Source organism: Enterobacter cloacae complex sp. R_G8 (genome assembly GCF_024599795.1).
GTDB classification, from domain to species: domain Bacteria; phylum Pseudomonadota; class Gammaproteobacteria; order Enterobacterales; family Enterobacteriaceae; genus Enterobacter; species Enterobacter dissolvens.
In genome coordinates, this window is record NZ_CP102246.1 from 4669244 (window position 1) to 4690908 (window position 21665).

A 21665-nucleotide genomic window follows, 5' to 3' on the forward strand; every position below is an offset into this window, starting at 1 on the left:
ATCGGTTCCTCCGTTGTCAGCTCCGGTGGAAATTTTCTTCATTCCACCAGCAATAATTTATAAAGCGGTTGATTCTCTTCAACCAAATCGGCCAGCGTGTAGTTATCCAGTTCCTTGAGAAAACTTTGCACGGCCAGAGAAAGCGCCTGTTTCAGGCGACAAGCGGGCGTAATGTGGCAGAACTCGCTGCTGCAGTTCACCAGAGATAATGGCTCCAGTTCACGTACCACATCCCCGATACGAATACTTTGCGCCGGTTTACCGAGACGGATCCCACCATTTTTCCCGCGGACGGCAGCAACGTATCCGGCACGACTAAGTTGATTGATTATTTTGACCATATGATTACGGGACACGCCGTAGACCTCTGTTACTTCAGAGATACTGGTCATTTTCCCATCGGGTAACGACGCCATGTAGATCAGCGCACGTAAGCCGTAATCGGTGAAACTTGTTAACTGCACATCAACCTCAGGAAAAAAGGAAAACGCGGATAGACCGCAAAGTGATTCATTAATGATGATAAACCAGCCAGATAGTTAGCGGCTAATTTATTTGACAGACGGGGCGAAAAAGCGGAGATCCAGGAGCGGTCGCCGGATGGCGCTACGCTTATCCAGCCTACGGGTTTCCCCGCAGGCCAGCAGTCACGAAGATTATGCGTCGAACGGGTCGCGCAGGATCATCGTTTCAGTACGATCCGGGCCGGTAGAGATAATGTCGATCGGCACTTCGGTCAGTTCTTCAATGCGCTTGATGTAATCCAGCGCCGCCTGCGGCAGGCCGCTACGCTCTTTCACACCAAAGGTGGTCTCAGACCAGCCTGGCATGGTTTCGTAGATTGGCTCGATGCCTTCCCAGTCGTCAGCAGCCAGCGGCGTGGTGGTCACTTCACGGCCATCTGGCATGCGGTAGCCGACGCAGATTTTCACTTCTTTCAGGCCGTCCAGTACGTCCAGCTTGGTCAGGCAGAAGCCAGACAGGGAGTTGATCTGCACTGCACGACGCACAGCAACCGCATCCAGCCAGCCGGTACGACGACGACGACCGGTGGTCGCGCCAAACTCGTTACCCTGCTTGCACAGGAACTCGCCGGTTTCATCAAACAGCTCGGTCGGGAATGGACCCGCACCCACGCGAGTGGAGTACGCTTTAATGATACCCAGAACGTAATCCACATAACGCGGACCCAGGCCAGAACCCGTCGCCACGCCACCTGCGGTGGTGTTGGAGGAGGTTACGTACGGATAGGTACCGTGGTCGATGTCCAGCAGCGTACCCTGCGCACCTTCGAACATGACGAAATCGCCACGCTTGCGTGCCTGGTCAAGCAGATCGGACACATCAACAACCATACCGGTCAGAATGTCAGCAATCGCCATGACGTCATCCAGCACTTTCTGGTAGTCAACAGCGTCAGCTTTGTAGAAGTTCACCAGCTGGAAGTTGTGATATTCCATCACTTCTTTCAGTTTTTCAGCGAAGGTCGCTTTATCAAACAGGTCGCCCACGCGCAGACCGCGACGAGCTACTTTGTCTTCATAAGCCGGGCCGATACCACGACCGGTGGTGCCGATCGCTTTCGCGCCACGCGCTTTTTCACGCGCAACGTCCAGTGCCACGTGATAATCAAGGATCAGCGGGCAGGCTTCGGAGAGCAGCAGACGCTCGCGAACCGGGATACCACGGTCTTCCAGACCTTTCATCTCTTTCATCAGCGCAGCCGGAGACAGCACTACGCCGTTACCGATGATGCTGGTGACGTTTTCGCGGAGAATGCCTGATGGAATAAGATGGAGGACGGTTTTTTCACCGTTGATTACGAGAGTATGGCCTGCGTTGTGACCGCCCTGGTAGCGCACAACATATTTAGCCCGTTCAGTCAGAAGATCAACAATCTTCCCTTTACCTTCGTCACCCCATTGGGTGCCCAGTACGACGACGTTGTTACCCATTTTTTTCAAAATCACCGTTTGCTTAAAAATGGATTCTACCATCGCTTTTTCAGATATACAGCACTTTTTGACCCCAAAATATGCCAAATCCGATCACTTTTTGATCAGCCAATCGTTTTCCTCAACATGTAGTAGATAACAATGCCAGCAACCACAAGACCGCCACCGAATCGGCGCAAAATATTATCCGGCAACTGACTCAGGGTGGCGATCATGCGACGCCAGGCGCGCGGATAAAGCATCGGCCCCAGGCCTTCCAGGACTAAAACCAGCGCCAGGGCCAGCCAGATCGTTGAATTCATTTTTAATCCTCATAAAAGAAAACCACCGCTCCGTTGGGAGCGGTGGTTTGAATACTCAAACTAACCTGAGTTTATCGCGTTGCGTTAGTCGGCGTCTTCATATAACGGAAGAAATCGCTGTCCGGGCTGAGCACCATCACATCCTGGTTGCTCTTAAAGCTATTCTCGTAAGCACGCAGGCTACGGATAAAGGCGTAGAAGTCTGGATCCTGGCTAAACGCATCGGCAAACAGCTTCGCGGCTTCCGCATCACCTTCACCACGCAGGATACGGCCCTGACGCTCAGATTCCGCCAGCGTCTTGGTCACTTCGTAGTCCGCGGCTGCACGCAGTTTCTCAGCCTCTTCCTGACCCTGTGAACGGTGACGACGGGCTACCGCTTCACGTTCTGCACGCATACGGTTGTAGATCGCCTCAGACACTTCTGCCGGCAGGTTGATCTGCTTAATACGCACATCCACCACTTCGATACCCAGTGCAGCCATACTGTTCGGGTTGATCACCGGTACCTTGCCATTGGTTTCAGCCTGAACACGTTCAGCCGCCTTGGCAATCGCATCGTCCGCCGCTGGCGTTTCCACTTCGTCTTCCGTACCTGCAGTACCGGAGTTCAGCGCATCGCGTACTTCCAGGGTCAGACGACCACGGGAGTCGGTCACGATGTCTTTCACATCCAGACGACCAATCTCAGAACGCAGACGGTCAGAGAATTTACGTTTCAACAGCACTTCCGCCTGAGAAACATCACCACCGCCTGTTGCCAGGAAGTAACGGCTGAAATCACTGATACGCCACTTAATGTAGGAGTCAACGATCAGGTCTTTCTTCTCTTTGGTCACGAAACGATCAGCCTGGTTATCCATGGTCTGGATACGCGCATCAAGCGTCTTCACAGACTGGATAAAAGGCACCTTGAAGTGCAGACCCGGCTCATAAATCACCGGACGCTTGTCACTGTCACGGACGACGCTGCTGAACTGGAACTTAATCCCGCGCTCGCCCTCTTTCACTACAAAGATAGAGGTATAAAGTACGACCAGTACGATGACGATGATCGCAATAACTGACTTACGCATCCTTATTCCCCCTGACGCTGGTAGTCGTTACGCTGCGCGTTAGCACGGCGTTGGTCCATAATGTCACCATCGTTCGAAGAAGGCGTGGTTGTTGCGCTTGAGCTACCGGACGATGCAGGTGGCAGACGCAGCAGGTTATTGGCACCGCTGTTGTCTTTCGCTGCCGGTGCAGAACCGCCTTTCAGCATCTGATCCAGCGGCAGTACCATCAGGTTTCCACCTTTGCTGTCGTTAACCAGCACTTTACGTGTATGGCTCAGCACTTTTTCCATGGTCTCGATATAGAGACGCTCACGGGTAATTTCCGGAGCCGCTTTATATTCCGGCAGAATGCGCGCGAAACGAGCCACTTCACCCTGTGCTTCCAGGATCGTCTGAGTCTTATAGGCACGTGCTTCTTCAAGAATACGCTGCGCCTGACCGTTAGCACGAGGCTGAACTTCGTTGGTGTACGCTTCTGCTTCACGGATGTACTGCTGTTCGTTTTCACGCGCGGCAATCGCATCATCAAACGCGGCTTTCACCTCTTCCGGCGGACGAGCGGCCTGGAAGTTGACGTCAAGCAGGGTGATCCCCATGTTGTACGGACGAATGGTCTCTTCCAGCTCACGCTGGGTATCGCTACGAATAACGGTACGACCTTCGGTCAGAATACGGTCCATGGTGTATTTACCGATCACGCCGCGCAGGGCGCTATCGGTGGCCTGACGCAGGCTGTCATCTGCGCTGGTCACGCTAAACAGATAACGTTCTGGATCGGTCACGCGATACTGTACGTTCATCTCAACGCGCACCACGTTCTCGTCAGAGGTCAGCATCACGCCGGAAGCGGCCAGCTCACGCACCGATTCCACGTTCACTGCGGTCACGTCGTCAATGAAGGTCGGTTTCCAGTTCAGGCCCGGCTCAACCAGATGGCTGAACTTACCAAAACGGGTGACCACGCCGCGCTCGGCTTCTTTAATGGTGTAGAACCCGCTGGCAGCCCAGATGATGACCACGGCAGCGGCCACAATGCCCACAATGCGGCCACCCATTTGCGGGCGCGGGCCCTGGGTAGAATTGCCACCCGAGCCAGACCCTTTTCCTCCACCGAGCCCACCAAGCTTCTTGCTTAGCTTGCGGAAGATATCATCCAGATCCGGCGGCCCCTGATCGCGACCACCTTTGTTGCCATTTCCCCCAGAGTTGCCGCCTTGATTATTGCTGCTTCCCCACGGGTCGCGGTCCTGTCCGTTATTACCGGGCTGATTCCACGCCATGTATATGCTCCATATTTGTTATGCAAGGGCGAATTATTCAGGCATACCCTTTCCGATCAGACGATATAGTCGACCAGCGCAGGTTCTTGTTTACAGAGGCGACGCCAGTCAACGATCGGCATACGCACCTGCATCCCCACGCTGCCGTCATCCTCCATCCACTCTTTTTCTATCGCCTGAAGCTGATAAAACCGGCTGCGCAGCCTGCCTTCCTGTGGCGGCAGTCGCAGCGTGTGCTGGGCTACCTCACCGGAAAGACGTTCTGTCAAAGCCTGGAAAAGCAGTGGCACACCAATACCGGTCTGGGCAGAAAGCCAGACCCGAATCGGTTTGTTCTCTTCATCACGATCGATACGCGGCTCAAATTCATCCAGCATGTCGATCTTGTTCATCACCAACAGCGTTGGGATCTCGTGGGCCTCGATCTCTTCCAGCACCACATTCACCGCGTCGATGTTTTCCTGCACGCGAACATCTGCAGCATCAATCACGTGCAGCAGCAGGGTCGCCTGACGCGTCTCCTGCAGGGTGGCTTTAAACGCGGCCACCAGGTCATGCGGCAGATGGCGGATAAACCCTACGGTATCCGCCAGCACGGTTTCCCCCACATCCGCCACGTCTATACGACGCAACGTCGGGTCCAGGGTCGCAAACAGCTGGTCTGCGGCATAGACCTGGGCCTCGGTAATCTGGTTAAACAGGGTGGATTTACCGGCGTTGGTATACCCCACCAGCGACACCGTCGGGATGTCGGCTTTCGTGCGCGCCCGACGTCCCTGCTCACGCTGTTTCTCGACTCTTTCCAGACGTGAGAGGATCTGGGTAATACGGCCACGCAGCAAACGGCGGTCGGTTTCGAGCTGGGTTTCACCCGGACCGCGCAAACCAATCCCGCCTTTTTGTCGTTCAAGGTGGGTCCAGCCACGTACAAGACGCGTGGCCAGATGGCGCAGCTGCGCCAGCTCAACCTGCAGCTTACCCTCATGGGTGCGTGCACGCTGAGCAAAAATATCTAAAATCAACCCCGTGCGATCGATAACACGGCATTCGCAAAGCGCTTCCAGGTTACGCTCCTGCGCCGGAGACAGCGCATGATCAAACAACACGACTGACGCACCGGTTGCTTTTACGGCATCCGCAATTTCTACTGCTTTACCTTCACCAACAAAATACTTTGGGTGCGGCGCTTTACGGCTACCGGTAATCACCTGCATTGCTTCGACACCGGCGGAAGAGACCAGAGATTCAAACTCCTGGAGGTCTTCCATATCTTTGTCTTGCGAAAAATAGATGTGTACCAGCACCGCCTGCTCACCGGCATCATAACGGTCAAACAAGCGTAAAACCCTCTAAAAAGATCAGCGGGGAACGCAGGATCCCTGGCTCCCCGTGTGGATAACAGTGCGAAACCTTATTCGGTCTCGTCGCTGTCCTGCGCAGGAGCAGAAGAACCCTGCGCGTTGCTGCCATGATGGTAGTTACTACCAGTGCCGCCGCCAGCGTTATTGCTGTGATGGGATACCGGACGGGACGGAACAACAGTAGAAATAGCGTGCTTGTAGACCATCTGGCTGACCGTGTTTTTCAACAGGATCACGAACTGATCGAAAGACTCAATCTGACCTTGCAGCTTAATACCATTCACCAAATAAATAGAAACTGGAACACGTTCCCGACGCAATGCGTTCAGGAACGGATCTTGTAAAGATTGCCCCTTAGCCATTCTATCTTTTCCTTATATGCTTGTTTTGTACTTAGAACCTTGCGATTCTGAAAAATTGCGCACGATACGTCTCAATTGTACACATTCAGTGAGCGATATCACCAACAACCTCAATCACTTCGTTTAACGCCTGTTGCGGTTTTTCACTGTCTAACCAGTGAACACCTTCCCAACCGCGCAACCAGGTGATCTGGCGCTTCGCTAACTGTCTCGTGGCGCAAACACCTCTATAAACCATTTCATCATATGAAATCTCGCCTTCAAGGTATGACCACATCTGGCGGTATCCCACACAACGAACGGAAGGCATATCCGTATGCAAATCTCCACGGGCAAATAGCGCCCGCACTTCTGCTTCAAAATCTGAAGCCAACATCTGATGAAAACGCTGCTCAATTCGTTGATGGAGCAGTTCACGGCTCGCCGGGGCGATGGCGAACTGATGCACCTGATACGGCAGAGCGTCTCCTGACGTTTGCGTCAGTTCCGTTAAAGTTTTACCCGAAATGAAAAAAACTTCCAGTGCCCGGGAAAGCCTTTGCGGATCATTTGGATGGATCCGTGCTGCGGCAACCGGGTCAATCTCTGCCAGTTGCTGATGCAAAACGTCCCACCCCTGCTCTGCCGCCTGCTGCTCAATTTTTGCTCTTATTTCAGGATCCGCTGATGGCAGAGGAGATAACCCCTCCAGCAACGCCTTGAAATAGAGCATGGTTCCGCCAACCAACAGCGGTATACGTCCCGCCGCCGTTATCTCGGCCATCTCGGCTAAGGCATCGCGGCGAAAATCCGCTGCGGAGTAGGCCTGAGCCGGGTCGAGAATATCCAGCAAACGATGCGGTGCCGCGCGCAGTTCGTCTGCGTCTGGCTTCGCTGTGCCGATGTCCATTCCTCGGTAGATGAGGGCAGAATCGACACTAATCAACTCTACGGGCAAAACTTTACGAAGCTCAATAGCTAACGCCGTTTTGCCGGAGGCCGTAGGGCCCATCAAAAAAATCGCCTTAGGCAGGCTCGCCTTACTGATATCAATCATGTTTCAGGGCGGTCATCGCCGTTTGTAAATCAACAGGTTGTAATAATCCACCCGGCGGTGCTTTCACCAGATGCGGACAAAGGCGTTCCACCTCTGCCAGCACGCTAATCGCCTGCGCCATACTCCACGGCGTATGTTCGCTGGCCAAATGGCGGGCGATCCACTGCGCGGTGTTGGCGGCATCAAACGACGTTTGCTGCGCCAGGTAGCCTATCAGTTCAGGAATCAAGTTTTGTAAATTTTGTTGGCGTAAGGGTAAAGGCACTGCACGAATTGTCACATGCTGTGATTCCAGTACCATTTCTATCCCCATCTGCGCCAGTTGGGCCTCTGCGCGCTGCAATACCCTTGTTTCATCAGCGGATATTTTTAGCCGAACCGGGATCAGTAACGGCTGAGCGCAAGCCGCGTTTTCACCCGGGGTCAGTTGCACCTGTTTAAGCCAGCGTTCCGCAACCGGCAGAGCCAGCAGCATAAGCTTGCCCTCACGTTCGAGTAACGCCATATCCGGGGCGATAATCGTCAGCACCCGGCCAAAGCTCTGGCTATGCCCTTCCAGCGAAGGCGTTTGCACCTCAATGTGCTCTTTACGCGTAACTGCGGGGGTTTCCAGCAATTTACGGTACAACGCCCCCTGCTGCTTTTGATAGCCGGGCTGGGCGTTGGGATAGTTTGCGCCGGTGGGTCGCGGTGCGCTCCCCGCCGATGAGAAACGCGGCGCTTCCGCTTCACGCGCGACGGCAGGCTCGGCAAAGTGGTTGCGCCCCGCCGCAACACGGTTTTCCGGTATCGGACGCGGAACGGGCTCTTCGTTTTGCAGCGGCAGCGTGGGTTCAACCTGCTGCTGCAGGACGCTCAGCACGCCCTGATAGATAAAATCGTGCACCAGTCGCGACTGATGGAACCGAACTTCATGCTTGGCGGGATGGACGTTAACATCAACCTGATGCGGGTCGATTTCCAGATAAAGCACAAACGCAGGCTGCTGATCCGCGCCGAGCTTATCCTCGCAGGCCTGACGAATGGCGTGGTTGATCAGACGGTCGCGCATCATACGACCATTCACGTAACAATACTGGATCTCCGCGAAGGCGGCACTGCTGGCGTTCGGGTCGGCAACCCAACCGCGCAGGGCCAGATCGCCGTGCTGCCATTCAATGGCCAGCGCCTGTTCCAGAAACGGCGTACCGCAGATAGCGCCCAGACGACGTTCTTTCTGCCCACCTTCCGCTACCGCGCGGTACTGACGCATCACCTTGCCATTATGGCTGAGGTTGATGGTGACATCGAAACGCGCCAGCGCGATACGGCGGATAATCTCATCGATATGACCGAATTCGGTCTTCTCGGTGCGCATAAACTTACGGCGGGCGGGAGTATTGTAGAAGAGATCCAGCACTTCGAGCGTCGTGCCGACAGGATGCGCCGCAGGCTTGACCGTAACGTCCATATCACGCCCTTCGGCGTAGGCCTGCCAGGCTTCCTGCTGTTCGGCCGTACGGGAGGTCAGCGTTAAACGGGAAACCGAGCTGATACTGGCCAGCGCCTCGCCGCGAAATCCGAGGCTGATGATCGCTTCAAGGTCGTCCAGAGAGGCGATTTTACTGGTGGCGTGACGCGCCAGCGCCAGCGCCAGCTCGTCTTTTTTTATGCCACACCCGTTGTCACGAATGCGAATCAGCTTTGCGCCACCACGTTCGATATCAATGTCGATGCGGGTGGCTCCCGCATCGAGACTGTTTTCGACCAGCTCCTTCACCACCGACGCAGGGCGCTCCACCACCTCACCGGCGGCGATTTGGTTCGCAAGCTGCGGCGGTAGAACCTGAATCGGCATGAATTCTCCTTAGTTGGTCGCGGTCATCTCACCCGGCAGCACGGCACTGGCCGTCTGGGCTGCACCGCCCTGCGGCGCAGACTGCAGCGGATGTGCCTCAAAGTATTTACGCAGACCGTTATAAATCGCTTCGGCAATTTGCTGCTGGTAGCTGTCACTGCCCAGCAAACGCTCTTCGCTGTTATTGCTGATAAAGCCCGTTTCCACGAGGATCGATGGAATGTCCGGCGAACGCAGAACCCCGAGGCTCGCATGCTCCGGACGGCGTTTATGCAATGCCCCGATGCCTTGCAGCTGGTTCAGTACATTAGTGGCGACATCATACCCGACGCGCTGGGAATGACCGAACTGTAAATCGAGCACCGCCTGGCTGAGATACGGGTCAGACTGGCTGTTGGCCAGCACATCGCCCGCACCACCCAACAGTTCGGACTGCTTCTCATGCTCTTCAAGCCAGTTGGCCATTTCACTGTTCGCCCGACGGTTCGAAAGCACCCATACCGATGCCCCCGTGGCGTTACGGTTTGGTGCGGCATCCGCATGAATGGAGACCAGGAAATTGGCATTTTGCTTACGCGCCACGTCTGAGCGTCCCATCACGGAGATAAAGTAATCGCCGTCACGGGTCAACACGCCTTTAAACATCGGGTCATCGTTCAACAGGGTCCGTAGCTTACGGGCAATGGCGATGGTCACGTTTTTCTCGCGCGTACCGCCCGGGCCAATTGCCCCAGGATCCTGCCCGCCGTGACCGGCATCAATGGCGATAATCACTTTATCACCGCTGACCACACGACGCGCGCTGGCCGCCGGGCGCGTCACGGTGTTACTGCTGGTGACGCTGGTCATGCGATCGTTGTCGGTTTTAAACGGATTACGCGCAGGTTGAGATGGACGCGGGGTATAAACCGGCTCTTCCACGCGCTTCGCCACAACCGGCGGCGGTGGCGGTGGTGGAGGCGCGTCAGCGTTGATGGTAAACACCACCGTATAATTTGCGCCGTTTTGCTGCTTCACCGCCCGCGTTTTACCCTTTTCGGTCAGATCGACCACCAGGCGCAATGACTGGCTGTCTTTTGGCGTCCCCGAACGGATACTTTTGACCAGGTTGTTCCCGCTGAACTGCAACGGCAACCCCTGGATCACACCGGTTTGTTTGATATCCAGCGCCACACTGCGGCTGTCTGGTTGTGAAAAAGCATACTCAGGGTCGCCCATAAAACTGAACGTGATCCGGGCCTGACTCTCCCCGTTCGACACCTGAATATCCGAGAGGCTTGCCGCACCAGCCTGCGCGCACAGCAGCACTGTGGCAGCCACTAACCAACCTTTAACGCGATTTATCATCCCGTCATCCCTACGCTCAACCGGCTAAACGCGCCAGTAAGGAACTGCCTGATGAGGAAACAGCACTGATGCGCGCCTCACGCCCTTGTGCCTGGTAATCTAAGTGAATTTCGACATCCGGGTCAGGCAACACACCCGCACCTTGTTGCGGCCACTCCACCAGGCAGATGGCATCATTGGCAAAATAATCACGGATCCCCATAAATTCCAGCTCCTCAGGATCCGCAAGTCGGTATAAATCGAAGTGATACACCATGAGATTTTCAAGAGTGTACGGCTCTACCAGCGTGTAGGTTGGGCTTTTCACATTCCCGTTATGGCCTAACGCCTGCAGAAAACCCCGGCTGAAGGTGGTTTTACCCGCACCTAAATCACCATAAAGATAAATGACAGTCGCCCCCTGACAGGCCTGCGCCACGCGCTTGCCGAGTTCTAAAGTGGCTTGTTCATCAGGTAAAGGAATCGCTCGATTAGTCATTTTCTACGTCAATCACATCCGGGTTAACAACACGCCGCAGCGTGCAAAAAAGATCGGTGGCCAGCATCCCGCGTGTGCCATACCGTGCAGCCAGGCTGTCAGCCGCCGCACCGTGAGCCACGCAGCCAGCACAGGCTGCATCATAAAGGGGAAGTTTCTGTCCAAGCAATGCGCCGACGATGCCTGAAAGCACATCGCCCATTCCGCCACTCGCCATGCCCGCATTTCCGGCATCGATAATGCCCAGTGCCTCATCGCTTGCGATAACGGTTCCCGCCCCTTTCAGAACCGCAACACCTCCGTAACGTTTTACCAGACGGCGGGCAGAAAGTAAGCGATCGCTTTCAATTTCTGCCACGCTGCAGTTAAGCAGCCGCGCGGCTTCGCCGGGGTGTGGCGTCAGGATGCGATTGTGACGCTTATCCGGGTTGATTGCCAGAAGGTTCAGCGCGTCGGCATCCCAGAGCATCGGTTTACGAAAATTCTCGACCTTTTGCAGCGCCTGCTTACCCCAGGCCTGTTGCCCCAGGCCCGGGCCAATCACCACCACATCCGCCCATTCAAGGCTCTCTTCAAGGGTCTGCGGCGTAAGCTCATGCACCATCAGTTCCGGTCGGGCTGTAATAATGGGGGAGATGTTTTCACCGCGAGTCAGCACCCGTACCAGCCCCGCGCCACTGCGCAGAGCCGCTTCCCCTGTCATCCGGATAGCGCCGGCCGTACCGCGATCGCCGCCAATGATGACCAGCCTGCCGTGGTCGCCCTTGTGCGACGTTGGCCGACGCGGCGGCAACCAGTGGCTAAGCTGCGTGGCATCAAAGCGGGAAAGGTGTGTCTCCTGCCCGGCAAGCCAGCTCTCCAGCCCCAGGGCGTTATGGTGTAATATGCCCACCACATCCCTCGCTTTCCCGGTGAGCAACCCCGGCTTCAGGGCAATAAACGTGACGGTTTGCGCAGCCATGATCACCGCTCCCGGCGTCGCACCGGTTTCTGCCATCAGGCCAGAGGGAATATCCAGGGCCACCACCGGCGCAGTATGGGCATTGGCGCGCGCAATCAGAGCGGCAACGTTGTCACGGGGCGCACTACGTAACCCGGTGCCCAGCAGGCCATCAACAATCAGATCAACATCCTCTGGCCAGACGATATCGGATGCATGAATCACTCCGCCTGCATTCAGCCAGGCTTCCCGCGCGGCGCTGGCTTCTTCCGGCAGCGGCTTATCGCTCTCCAGCGCCAGTAACGTAACGCGGAGACCTGTCGCGACCGCCAGACGGGCGACGACGTAACCATCACCGCCGTTATTGCCGTGTCCGCATAAAATGAGCCAGTGAGCGGATTGCGGGTACGCGCTGCGGGCAACGTTAAATGCCGCCTCGCCCGCCCGTTGCATGAGTTCATAAAGGGTAATGCCAAGGCTGTCCGCGGCCTCTTTTTCGGCGCGTCTGAGGTCATCCGCATGCCAGATGGAATGTGGTATACTTGCGGGGTTTTTCTTCACTGTATGGTCCGTCATGTCACAGCCCCTCGATCTCAATCAATTAGCGCAAAATATAAAACAGTGGGGTGCTGAACTGGGCTTCCAGAAGGTGGGGATCACCGATACCGACCTCTCCGCCAGCGAGCCGAAACTGCAGGCCTGGCTGGACAAACAATACCACGGCGAAATGGAGTGGATGGCGCGTCATGGCATGATGCGGGCCCGTCCACACGAGTTGTTGCCGGGTACATTACGCGTTATCAGCGTACGCATGAACTACCTGCCTGCAAACGCGGCCTTTGCGCGTACGTTAAAAAATCCCTCTCTGGGTTACGTCAGCCGGTATGCCCTGGGGCGTGATTACCATAAACTTCTGCGTAACCGGCTAAAAAAACTCGGCGAAACTATTCAGCAGCACTGTGTTTCGCTGAATTTTAGACCGTTTGTCGACTCTGCGCCTGTTCTTGAGCGCCCGATCGCTGAAAAAGCCGGGCTTGGCTGGACGGGTAAGCACTCACTTATTCTGAGCCGCGACGCCGGATCGTTCTTTTTCCTTGGTGAACTGCTGATTGATTTACCGCTGCCGGTAGATGGCCCGGTAGAAGAAGGCTGTGGGCGCTGCGTGGCCTGTATGACCATCTGTCCGACGGGCGCTATCGTGGAGCCCTATACGGTGGATGCCCGGCGCTGCATCTCCTATCTCACCATTGAGCTGGAAGGGGCAATCCCTGAAGAATTTCGGCCACTTATCGGCAACCGCATCTACGGCTGCGACGACTGCCAGTTAATCTGCCCGTGGAACCGCTATTCGCAACTCACGGACGAAGAGGATTTCAGCCCGCGTAAGGCGCTGCATGCCCCACAGCTCATTGAACTGTTCGCCTGGAGTGAAGCCTGGTTTCTGAAAGTGACGGAAGGTTCAGCCATTCGCCGTATTGGCCATTTGCGCTGGCTGCGTAATGTCGCCGTTGCGCTAGGGAATGCCCCGTGGGATGAAGCGAATATCCGGGCGCTTGAGAGCCGTAGAGGTGAGCACCCACTTCTCGATGAACACATAGAGTGGGCGATTGCGCAGCAGATCGAGAAGCGAAATGCCTGCGTGGTTGAGGTACAACCACCGCAAAAACAACGCCTGGTGAGGGTGATCGAAAAAGGGCTTCCACGGGATGCGTGAACTATTCACAGCCTGTGAATAAAATTACAAACTCAAGCAGCATCAGGGCTGGAGATGAGGTCAAGTGATCTCAATAACATTTTGAAATCAAATTTTCTCAAGCAGATACAGCAAGTTACAGAGATACTATTCACCCTGCTAACTTTTTGCGAGGTTTCAGCCAGACCCGAAATCTGTGGATAACTCTGTTTACAAGAGTATTTCGGAAGTAATAGAAAACGTCCCCAACGCATCTTATCGCTGTGGATATTTTTGATATCAAGAAGAATTTGGAGCGGGAAACGAGACTCGAACTCGCGACCCCGACCTTGGCAAGGTCGTGCTCTACCAACTGAGCTATTCCCGCTTGGGTGTTCTGAAGCTGTGCGTATCTTGCGATACTTTCAAATTTTGGAGCGGGAAACGAGACTCGAACTCGCGACCCCGACCTTGGCAAGGTCGTGCTCTACCAACTGAGCTATTCCCGCTTGGGTGTTCTGGTGCTGGCGTATCTTGCGATACTTTTCAAATTTTGGAGCGGGAAACGAGACTCGAACTCGCGACCCCGACCTTGGCAAGGTCGTGCTCTACCAACTGAGCTATTCCCGCAAATTTGTTGCTGTCGTAACGCGTAATTCTCTGTCGTTACGGGAGGCGCATTATACGAGAAATCCTTTTAGCTGCAACCCCCCTCAACGCGATTTTTTCGAAATTCAGTTCAAATGCTTATTAAATCGGCAAGCTGAACAATTTAACGACAAAAACCCGGCCACGCAAGGCACCAGGTCTAAAAATCACAGCTTAATAAAGTTTTCGCGATAGTACGCCAGCTCCGCGACGGACTCTCGGATATCGTCCATCGCCTGATGCGTCCCTTGCTTTTTAAAGCCATCGAGGATTTCAGGTTTCCAGCGGCGCGCCAGCTCTTTAAGGGTGCTCACGTCCAGATAACGGTAGTGGAAGTACGACTCCAGTTCCGGCATGTACTTAAACAGGAAACGACGATCCTGGCCAATGCTATTACCACAGATAGGGGATTTGCCCGCCGGAACCCACTGTTTCAGAAACTCAAGCGTCGCCAGCTCTGCCTCCCGGTCACCCATGGTGCTCGCCTTCACCCGTTCAACCAGCCCGCTGCCGGTGTGGGTACGCACGTTCCACTCATCCATCAACGCCAGCTGATCGTCGGACTGATGCACCGCAATGGTTGGCCCTTCCGCCAGAATATTCAGGTTAGCATCGGTGACCAGCGTGGCAATCTCAATAATGCGATCGCGCTCGGGATCCAGCCCGGTCATTTCAAGATCGATCCAAATCAGGTTGTTTTCATCCGCGCTCATGTTATTTTCCACCCTTCTCGCATAACCGGCTGTAGCAGGTTAACTAGTATTAATTAGAGTGTATCATAGAGGTTTTGCCCCTTACGGGCGACCAGGAGCCAGCGCGATTGAGTAAAAATAAACTCTCCAAAGGGCAGCAGCGCCGCGTGAATGCCAACCACCAGCGCCGTCTTAAAACCACTTCGGAGAAGGTCGATTACGACGACAACCTGTTTGGTGAGCCGACGGAAGGCGTCGTCATCAGCCGTTTCGGTATGCATGCCGACGTGGAATCCGCCGACGGTGAGATCCACCGTTGCAACATTCGACGGACTATCCGTTCGCTGGTCACCGGCGATCGCGTTGTCTGGCGTCCGGGTAAAGAGGCGGCAGAAGGCGTAACGGTCAAAGGTATCGTTGAAGCGGTACACGAGCGTACGTCGGTACTTACCCGTCCCGATTTTTACGACGGGGTGAAACCCATTGCCGCCAATATCAACCAGATCGTCATCGTCTCGGCGATTTTACCCGAGCTGTCGCTCAATATTATCGACCGCTATCTTGTCGCCTGTGAAACGTTACAGGTTGAGCCAATCATCGTCCTGAACAAGATCGATCTGCTGGATGACGAAGGTATGGACTTCGTAAATGAGCAGATGGATATCTACCGTAAGATCGGTTATCGCGTGCTGATGGTCTCCAGCTACACCAAAGATGGCCTGAAACCCTTAGAAGAAGCGCTGACCGGGCGCATCAGCATCTTTGCCGGTCAGTCCGGCGTAGGGAAATCCAGCCTGCTGAATAATCTTCTCGGTCTCCAGCAAGAGATCCTGACCAACGATGTCTCTGATGTTTCGGGTCTGGGCCAGCACACCACCACCGCTTCTCGTCTTTACCACTTCCCGCATGGCGGCGATGTGATTGACTCCCCCGGGGTGCGCGAATTCGGTTTGTGGCACCTTGAGCCGGAACAAATCTTCAACGGATTTGTCGAATTCCATGATTATTTAGGTGCTTGCAAATACCGGGATTGTAAACACGATAACGACCCGGGCTGTGCCATCCGCGAAGCGGTCGAGAAAGGTGAGATTGCGGAGACCCGCTTTGATAACTACCACCGCATTCTTGAGAGCATGGATCAGGTAAAAACGCGTAAAAACTTTTCTGATTCTGATAACTGACAACTAAGCTAAGCATCGCTAAAATCGTCCCCCTTTTTTCAGGTTCCGGCTGATTACAGCCGGATCAGGAACGACAAAAAATGGCCTGGAGGCTACCTTGTTAAACGCATTTAAACTTTCGCTTCAATACATTCTGCCAAAACTGTGGCTCACTCGCCTGGCGGGCTGGGGCGCGAGCAAACGAGCGGGCTGGCTGACCAAACTGGTCATCGACCTTTTCGTAAAATATTACAAGGTCGACATGAAAGAGGCGCAGAAGCCAGATACCGCCAGCTATCGCACCTTCAACGAATTCTTCGTGCGCCCGCTGCGCGACGAAGTCCGCCCGGTTGATACCGATCCTAACGTGCTGGTGATGCCTGCAGATGGTGTGATTAGCCAGCTGGGTAACATCGAAGACGACAAAATCCTGCAGGCGAAAGGCCATAACTACAGCCTGGAAGCGCTGCTGGCAGGTAACTACCTGATGGCGGATCTGTTCCGCAACGGTACCTTCGCTACCACTTACCTCTCTCCGCGTGACTATCACCGCGTGCACATGCCGTGCAACGGGATCCTGCGTGAAATGATCTACGTGCCGGGCGATCTGTTCTCCGTGAACCACCTGACCGCGCAAAACGTACCCAACCTGTTCGCGCGTAACGAACGCGTCATCTGCCTGTTTGATACTGAATTTGGCCCAATGGCACAGATTCTGGTGGGTGCAACGATTGTCGGCAGCATCGAAACCGTCTGGGCTGGAACCATCACCCCGCCGCGTGAAGGCGTGATCAAACGCTGGACCTGGCCTGCCGGTGAGGAGGAAGGCGCGGTCGCTCTGCTGAAAGGCCAGGAGATGGGTCGCTTCAAACTGGGTTCCACGGTTATCAACCTCTTCGCCCCTGGTAAAGTGAAGCTGGCTGAACAGCTGCAGAGTCTGTCAGTCACCAAACTCGGCCAGCCGCTGGCGGTCTCGACTGAACCTTTCGTGACGCCGGATGCAGAGCCTGCGCCGCTCCCGGAAGAAGAGATCAAGGCCGAACACGACGCCAGCCCGCTGGTTGACGACAAAAAAGACGAAGGCTAACAACAGAAGGAACGCTGACGTGCGCCCGATTATCGTACTACTGATGGCCTGGTGCCTCAGCATGGGGGCGTACGCAGCGACAGCCCCCGACGCAAAACAGATAACTCAGGAACTGGAGCAGGCGAAAGCGGCAAAACCCGCTCAGCCAGAGACCGTTGAGTCGCTCCAGTCTGCACTGAATGCGCTTGAGGAGCGGAAAGGCTCTCTTGAGCGCGCTCAGCAATATCAGCAGGTTATCGACAACTTCCCCAAACTCTCGCAAACGCTACGTACCCAGCTGAACAATCTGCGCGATGAACCGCGCGATGTGCCTGCTGGCATGACGTCCGACGCGTTGAATCAGGAGATCCTGCAGGTCAGCAGTCAGCTTCTGGAAAAAAGCCGTCTGGCACAGCAGGAGCAGGAACGCGCCCGCGAAATTGCAGACTCGCTGAGCCAGCTTCCGCAACAGCAAACCGATGCCCGCCGTCAGCTCAACGAGGTTGAGCGCCGCGTCGGTACCCAAACGGGTAACACGCCGCAAAACCAGGCGCAAAATCTGTCGCTTCAGGCGGAATCAGCCAGACTCAAAGCGCTGGTCGATGAACTGGAGCTGGCGCAACTCTCGGCAAATAACCGCCAGGAGCTGTCGCGGATGCGCTCTGAGCTTGCACAAAAGCAGAGCGAACAGCTCGATGCTTACCTGCAGGCACTCCGTAATTTGCTCAACAGCCAGCGTCAGCGTGAAGCCGAGCGCGCGCTGGAAAGTACCGAACTGCTGGCGGAAAACAGCGCTAACCTGCCTGCGGGTATCGTTGACCAGTTCAAGGTTAACCGTGAGCTGTCTGCAGCACTGAATCAGCAGGCACAGCGTATGGATCTGGTGGCGTCGCAGCAGCGTCAGGCCACCAATCAAACCCTTCAGGTTCGCCAGGCGCTCAATACCCTGCGCGAGCAGTCTCAGTGGCTGGGCTCGTCCAACCTGCTGGGTGAGGCGTTACGCGCCCAGGTTTCACGCCTGCCGGAGATGCCAAAACCGCAGCAGCTGGATACCGAGATGGCGCAACTGCGTGTGCAACGCCTGCACTATGAAGACCTTCTCAATAAACAGCCGCAAATCCGCCAGATCCGTCAGGCCGATGGACAACCTCTTACCAGCGAGCAGAACCGTATTCTGGAAGCCCAGCTGCGGACCCAGCGCGAGCTGCTGAACTCCCTGTTACAGGGTGGGGACACGCTGATTCTGGAGCTGACCAAGCTGAAGGTCTCCAACAGCCAGCTGGAAGATGCGCTGAAAGAGGTCAACGAGGCAACGCACCGTTATCTCTTCTGGACCTCTGACGTGCGCCCACTGACTTTCTCATGGCCGATCGACATCGTCCAGGATCTGCGCCGTCTGATCTCGCTGGATACCTTCAGCCAGCTTGGAAAAGCCAGCGTGATGATGCTCACCAGCAAAGAGACCATTTTCCCTCTTCTGGGCGCGTTAATCCTGGTGGGCTTTAGTATTTACTCGCGCAGGCACTTCACCCGCTTCCTGGAGCGTTCCAGCGCCCGGGTGGGTAAGGTCACGCAGGATCACTTCTGGCTGACGCTGCGTACCGTATTCTGGTCAATACTTGTCGCCTCGCCGCTGCCGGTCCTGTGGATGACGCTCGGATACGGCCTGCGGGAGGCCTGGCCCTACCCGCTCGCGGTCGCCATTGGCGATGGCGTCACCGCCACCGTTCCCCTGCTGTGGGTAGTGATGATTTGCGCCACGTTTGCGCGACCAAATGGTCTGTTCATCGCCCACTTTGGCTGGCCGCGTAATCGCGTGGCGCGCGCCATGCGTTACTACCTGATGAGCATCGGGCTGATTGTGCCGCTGATTATGGCGCTGATCATGTTTGATAATCTCAATGATCGGGAGTTCTCGGGCTCGCTGGGCCGTCTCTGCTTTATGCTGATATGCGGCGCGCTGGCCATCGTCACGCTGAGCCTGAAACGGGCTGGAATACCGCTCTATCTGGATAAAACCGGCAGCGGCGACAACATGTTTAACCGCATGCTGTGGAACCTGCTGCTGTGCGCCCCTCTGATTGCCATGCTGGCAGCGGCGGTGGGTTACCTGGCGACCTCGCAGGCTCTGCTGGCGCGACTGGAAACCTCCGTTGCCATCTGGTTCCTGCTGCTGGTGATCTATCACGTCATCCGCCGCGGGATGTTGATCCAGCGACGCCGTCTGGCGTTTGACCGGGCCAAGCACCGTCGGGCAGAGATCCTCGCCCAGCGTGCGCGGGGTGAGGATGAACCAAACCACGTCAACAGCACTGAAGGCACGATGGATGCGGACGAGGTTGAACTGGATCTCGACGCTATCAGCACCCAGTCTCTGCGTCTGGTACGCTCCATCCTGATGCTGATTGCGCTGCTGTCGGTGATCTTCCTGTGGTCGGAAATCCACTCCGCGTTTGGTTTCCTGGAGAACATCTCGCTGTGGGATGTGACGTCCACGGTGCAGGGTGTGGAGAGCCTGGAGCCCATAACCTTAGGTGCGGTGCTGATTGCCATTCTGGTGTTGATCATCACCACGCAGCTGGTGCGTAATTTCCCGGCGCTGCTGGAGCTGGCGCTGTTGCAGCACCTGGATTTAACTCCTGGTACGGGCTATGCCATTACCACCATCACCAAATACCTGATTCTGCTCTTTGGCGGGATGGTTGGGTTCTCCATGATTGGTATTGAGTGGTCTAAATTGCAGTGGCTGGTTGCCGCGCTGACGTTTGGTCTGGGCTTTGGCATGCAGGAGATTTTCGCTAACTTTGTGTCCGGCCTGATTATCCTGTTTGAAAAACCGATTCGTATTGGCGATACGGTAACGATCCGCGATCTGACGGGCAGCATCACGAAGATCAACACCCGCGCCACCACGATCAGCGACTGGGATCGCAAAGAGATCATCGTGCCCAACAAGGCGTTTATCACCGAGCAGTTTATCAACTGGTCGCTGTCAGACTCCGTCACGCGTGTGGTGCTGACGGTACCGGCGCCATCAGATGCCAACAGTGAAGAGGTCACGCAGATCCTCTACACCGCCGCCGAACGCTGCACGCTGGTACTCGATAACCCGGCGCCGGAAGTGTTCCTGGTCGATCTCCAGCAGGGTATCCAGATTTTCGAATTGCGTATTTACGCCGCCGAAATGGGGCACCGTATGCCATTGCGCCATGAGATCCACCAGCTGATTCTGGCTGGCTTCCGTGAGCACGGTATTGATATGCCGTTCCCACCGTTCCAGATGCGTCTGGAAAGCCTGGACGGACTTAAGACAGGAAAAACATTAACCTCTGCGGCGCGTAAACGCCCGGCGGGGAGTTTGTAAGCCAGTCCGCACCCCCTCTCCCAGGGGAGAGGGGGTACTGCCGTCAGGCTCGATCGACGGTAAAAGCAATCACATCGCCCAGCTGTTCCGCGCCCAGCGCCAGCATCACCAGACGATCCACCCCCAACGCCACGCCGGAACAATCCGGCAGACCCGCTTTCAGGGCCTCCAGCAGGTTAGTATCAATAGGCTGCTGCGGCAGACCGCGCGCGGCGCGCTTGCGGTTATCCTGCTCAAAACGCTGCTGCTGTTCGCGGGCGTCGGTCAGTTCGTGGAAACCATTCGCCAGCTCAATGCCCTTGTAATAGACCTCAAAACGCTCCGCCACGCGGTGATCTTCAGTGCTGATCTGCGCCAGAGAAGCCTGGCTTGCCGGGAAGTGGTAGACGAAAGTGGGACGATCTTTGCCAATCTGCGGTTCAACCCCAAAGGTGAAGAGCAGTTGCAGCAGCGTGTCGCGATCTTCTTCGGTATCTGCCACGTTGCTGAGATCCAGTTTTGCCGCCACTTCGCGCAGCTGGGTTTTATCCGCTGACAATGGATCAATTTCCAGATAACGCTGGAAAGCCTGCTGATAAGAGAGCGTTTCCGCTTCTGAGCAGTCCAGAACCTGCTGCAGCAGATCGTCCACCTCGTTCATCAGGCGGTACATATCGTAATGCGGACGGTACCACTCCAGCATGGTGAATTCCGGATTATGGTGACGCCCCATCTCTTCATTGCGGAAGCTGCGGCACAGCTGATACACCGGGCCACACCCTGCCGCCAGCAGGCGTTTCATGTGGTATTCCGGGCTGGTCATCAGCCAGAGGTTCATGCCCTGTGAATGGCCGGGGCCAACAAAACGGGTTTCAAACGGTACCAGATGAATATCCGTTACCGTTGCCTGACTCATGCACGGCGTTTCCACCTCAAGGACTCCGCGGTCAGCAAAGAAGCGGCGGATCTCCGCCATAATTGCAGCGCGTTTCAGCAGATTAGGGATGGATGCGCTCGGCTGCCAGGTGGCCGTTTCGCTCATGGGTAATTCTCCGATTTCAGACAAGGGCACGAAGTCTACTCGTTAGCACGCACAGAGACAAATTTTGCACAGTAAAAATTGCATTT

General features: G+C 55.6%; 18 protein-coding genes and 3 tRNA genes. 4 read left to right on the forward strand and 17 right to left on the reverse strand.

Annotation, left to right across the window (positions count from 1 at the left end; genetic code table 11):
* Window positions 1-38 precede the first annotated feature (38 nt).
* The 12 genes from nsrR to nnr all read right to left on the reverse strand — a co-directional run bounded on the left by nsrR (window position 39) and on the right by nnr (window position 12532).
* Window positions 39-464: a nitric oxide-sensing transcriptional repressor NsrR gene (nsrR, locus tag NQ842_RS22020; RefSeq protein WP_014830384.1), complete on the reverse strand. Its 426-nt coding sequence runs from the start codon at window positions 462-464 to the stop codon at window positions 39-41.
* Window positions 465-656: 192 nt separating this feature from the next.
* Window positions 657-1955, reverse strand: a complete 1299-nt coding sequence (locus NQ842_RS22025; RefSeq protein WP_006178975.1) for an adenylosuccinate synthase — start codon at window positions 1953-1955, stop codon at window positions 657-659.
* A 104-nt stretch (window positions 1956-2059) separates the two neighbouring features.
* Window positions 2060-2257, reverse strand: coding sequence for a DUF2065 domain-containing protein (locus NQ842_RS22030; protein ID WP_013095291.1), 198 nt, complete (start codon window positions 2255-2257; stop codon window positions 2060-2062).
* 71 nt (window positions 2258-2328) lie between these two features.
* Window positions 2329-3333 carry a protease modulator HflC gene (gene hflC / locus NQ842_RS22035; RefSeq protein ID WP_014830383.1) on the reverse strand — a complete coding sequence of 335 codons (1005 nt, stop codon included), beginning with the start codon at window positions 3331-3333 and terminating at the stop codon, window positions 2329-2331.
* Window positions 3334-3335: 2 nt separating this feature from the next.
* A complete protein-coding gene (hflK, locus tag NQ842_RS22040) occupies window positions 3336-4595 on the reverse strand; it encodes an FtsH protease activity modulator HflK (RefSeq protein WP_014830382.1) in 1260 nt (419 codons plus the stop codon).
* Between the two features lie 56 nt (window positions 4596-4651).
* A complete protein-coding gene (hflX, locus tag NQ842_RS22045; protein ID WP_014830381.1) occupies window positions 4652-5932 on the reverse strand; it encodes a ribosome rescue GTPase HflX in 1281 nt (426 codons plus the stop codon).
* Between the two features lie 74 nt (window positions 5933-6006).
* A complete protein-coding gene (gene hfq, locus NQ842_RS22050) occupies window positions 6007-6318 on the reverse strand; it encodes an RNA chaperone Hfq (RefSeq protein WP_013095287.1) in 312 nt (103 codons plus the stop codon).
* Window positions 6319-6403: 85 nt separating this feature from the next.
* On the reverse strand, window positions 6404-7354 hold the full coding sequence (gene miaA / locus NQ842_RS22055; protein ID WP_014830380.1) for a tRNA (adenosine(37)-N6)-dimethylallyltransferase MiaA: 951 nt from the start codon (window positions 7352-7354) through the stop codon (window positions 6404-6406).
* Window positions 7347-9191 carry a DNA mismatch repair endonuclease MutL gene (gene mutL, locus NQ842_RS22060; protein ID WP_257256335.1) on the reverse strand — a complete coding sequence of 615 codons (1845 nt, stop codon included), beginning with the start codon at window positions 9189-9191 and terminating at the stop codon, window positions 7347-7349. Before mutL ends, miaA begins: the two co-directional genes overlap by 8 nt.
* Window positions 9192-9200: 9 nt before the next feature.
* Window positions 9201-10538 (reverse strand): N-acetylmuramoyl-L-alanine amidase AmiB, encoded by a 1338-nt coding sequence (amiB, locus tag NQ842_RS22065; protein ID WP_014830378.1) that lies wholly within the window; start codon window positions 10536-10538, stop codon window positions 9201-9203.
* A 16-nt stretch (window positions 10539-10554) separates the two neighbouring features.
* Complete coding sequence (gene tsaE, locus NQ842_RS22070; protein WP_013095283.1) at window positions 10555-11016, reverse strand: tRNA (adenosine(37)-N6)-threonylcarbamoyltransferase complex ATPase subunit type 1 TsaE; 462 nt, start codon at window positions 11014-11016, stop codon at window positions 10555-10557.
* Complete coding sequence (gene nnr, locus NQ842_RS22075; protein ID WP_257256336.1) at window positions 11009-12532, reverse strand: bifunctional ADP-dependent NAD(P)H-hydrate dehydratase/NAD(P)H-hydrate epimerase; 1524 nt, start codon at window positions 12530-12532, stop codon at window positions 11009-11011. Before nnr ends, tsaE begins: the two co-directional genes overlap by 8 nt.
* On the opposite strand from nnr, the gene queG reads away from it, so the two are divergent.
* Window positions 12531-13670 carry a tRNA epoxyqueuosine(34) reductase QueG gene (gene queG, locus NQ842_RS22080; protein WP_014830375.1) on the forward strand — a complete coding sequence of 380 codons (1140 nt, stop codon included), beginning with the start codon at window positions 12531-12533 and terminating at the stop codon, window positions 13668-13670. The genes nnr and queG overlap by 2 nt on opposite strands.
* A 270-nt stretch (window positions 13671-13940) precedes the next feature.
* On the opposite strand, the gene NQ842_RS22085 is transcribed toward queG, so the two are convergent.
* The 4 genes from NQ842_RS22085 to orn form a co-directional block, all read right to left on the reverse strand.
* Window positions 13941-14016: transfer RNA gene (locus tag NQ842_RS22085), tRNA-Gly, on the reverse strand.
* A 45-nt stretch (window positions 14017-14061) separates the two neighbouring features.
* Window positions 14062-14137, reverse strand: a tRNA-Gly gene (locus NQ842_RS22090).
* Between the two features lie 45 nt (window positions 14138-14182).
* A tRNA-Gly gene (locus NQ842_RS22095) sits at window positions 14183-14258 on the reverse strand.
* A 185-nt stretch (window positions 14259-14443) separates the two neighbouring features.
* Window positions 14444-14989 (reverse strand): oligoribonuclease, encoded by a 546-nt coding sequence (gene orn, locus NQ842_RS22100; protein WP_013095280.1) that lies wholly within the window; start codon window positions 14987-14989, stop codon window positions 14444-14446.
* Window positions 14990-15096: 107 nt separating this feature from the next.
* Between orn and rsgA the strand changes: the two genes are divergently transcribed.
* The 3 genes from rsgA to mscM all read left to right on the forward strand — a co-directional run bounded on the left by rsgA (window position 15097) and on the right by mscM (window position 20558).
* On the forward strand, window positions 15097-16149 hold the full coding sequence (gene rsgA, locus NQ842_RS22105) for a small ribosomal subunit biogenesis GTPase RsgA (protein WP_013095279.1): 1053 nt from the start codon (window positions 15097-15099) through the stop codon (window positions 16147-16149).
* A 97-nt stretch (window positions 16150-16246) separates the two neighbouring features.
* The gene (asd, locus tag NQ842_RS22110) at window positions 16247-17215 is read left to right on the forward strand and encodes an archaetidylserine decarboxylase (RefSeq protein ID WP_014830373.1); all 969 of its coding nucleotides are present in this window, start codon (window positions 16247-16249) and stop codon (window positions 17213-17215) included.
* A gap of 19 nt (window positions 17216-17234) precedes the next feature.
* Complete coding sequence (gene mscM / locus NQ842_RS22115; protein WP_014830372.1) at window positions 17235-20558, forward strand: miniconductance mechanosensitive channel MscM; 3324 nt, start codon at window positions 17235-17237, stop codon at window positions 20556-20558.
* 43 nt (window positions 20559-20601) lie between these two features.
* Here the strand turns inward: mscM and epmA are convergent, their stop codons facing one another.
* Window positions 20602-21579 carry an elongation factor P--(R)-beta-lysine ligase gene (gene epmA / locus NQ842_RS22120; RefSeq protein WP_014830371.1) on the reverse strand — a complete coding sequence of 326 codons (978 nt, stop codon included), beginning with the start codon at window positions 21577-21579 and terminating at the stop codon, window positions 20602-20604.
* Window positions 21580-21665 lie beyond the last annotated feature (86 nt).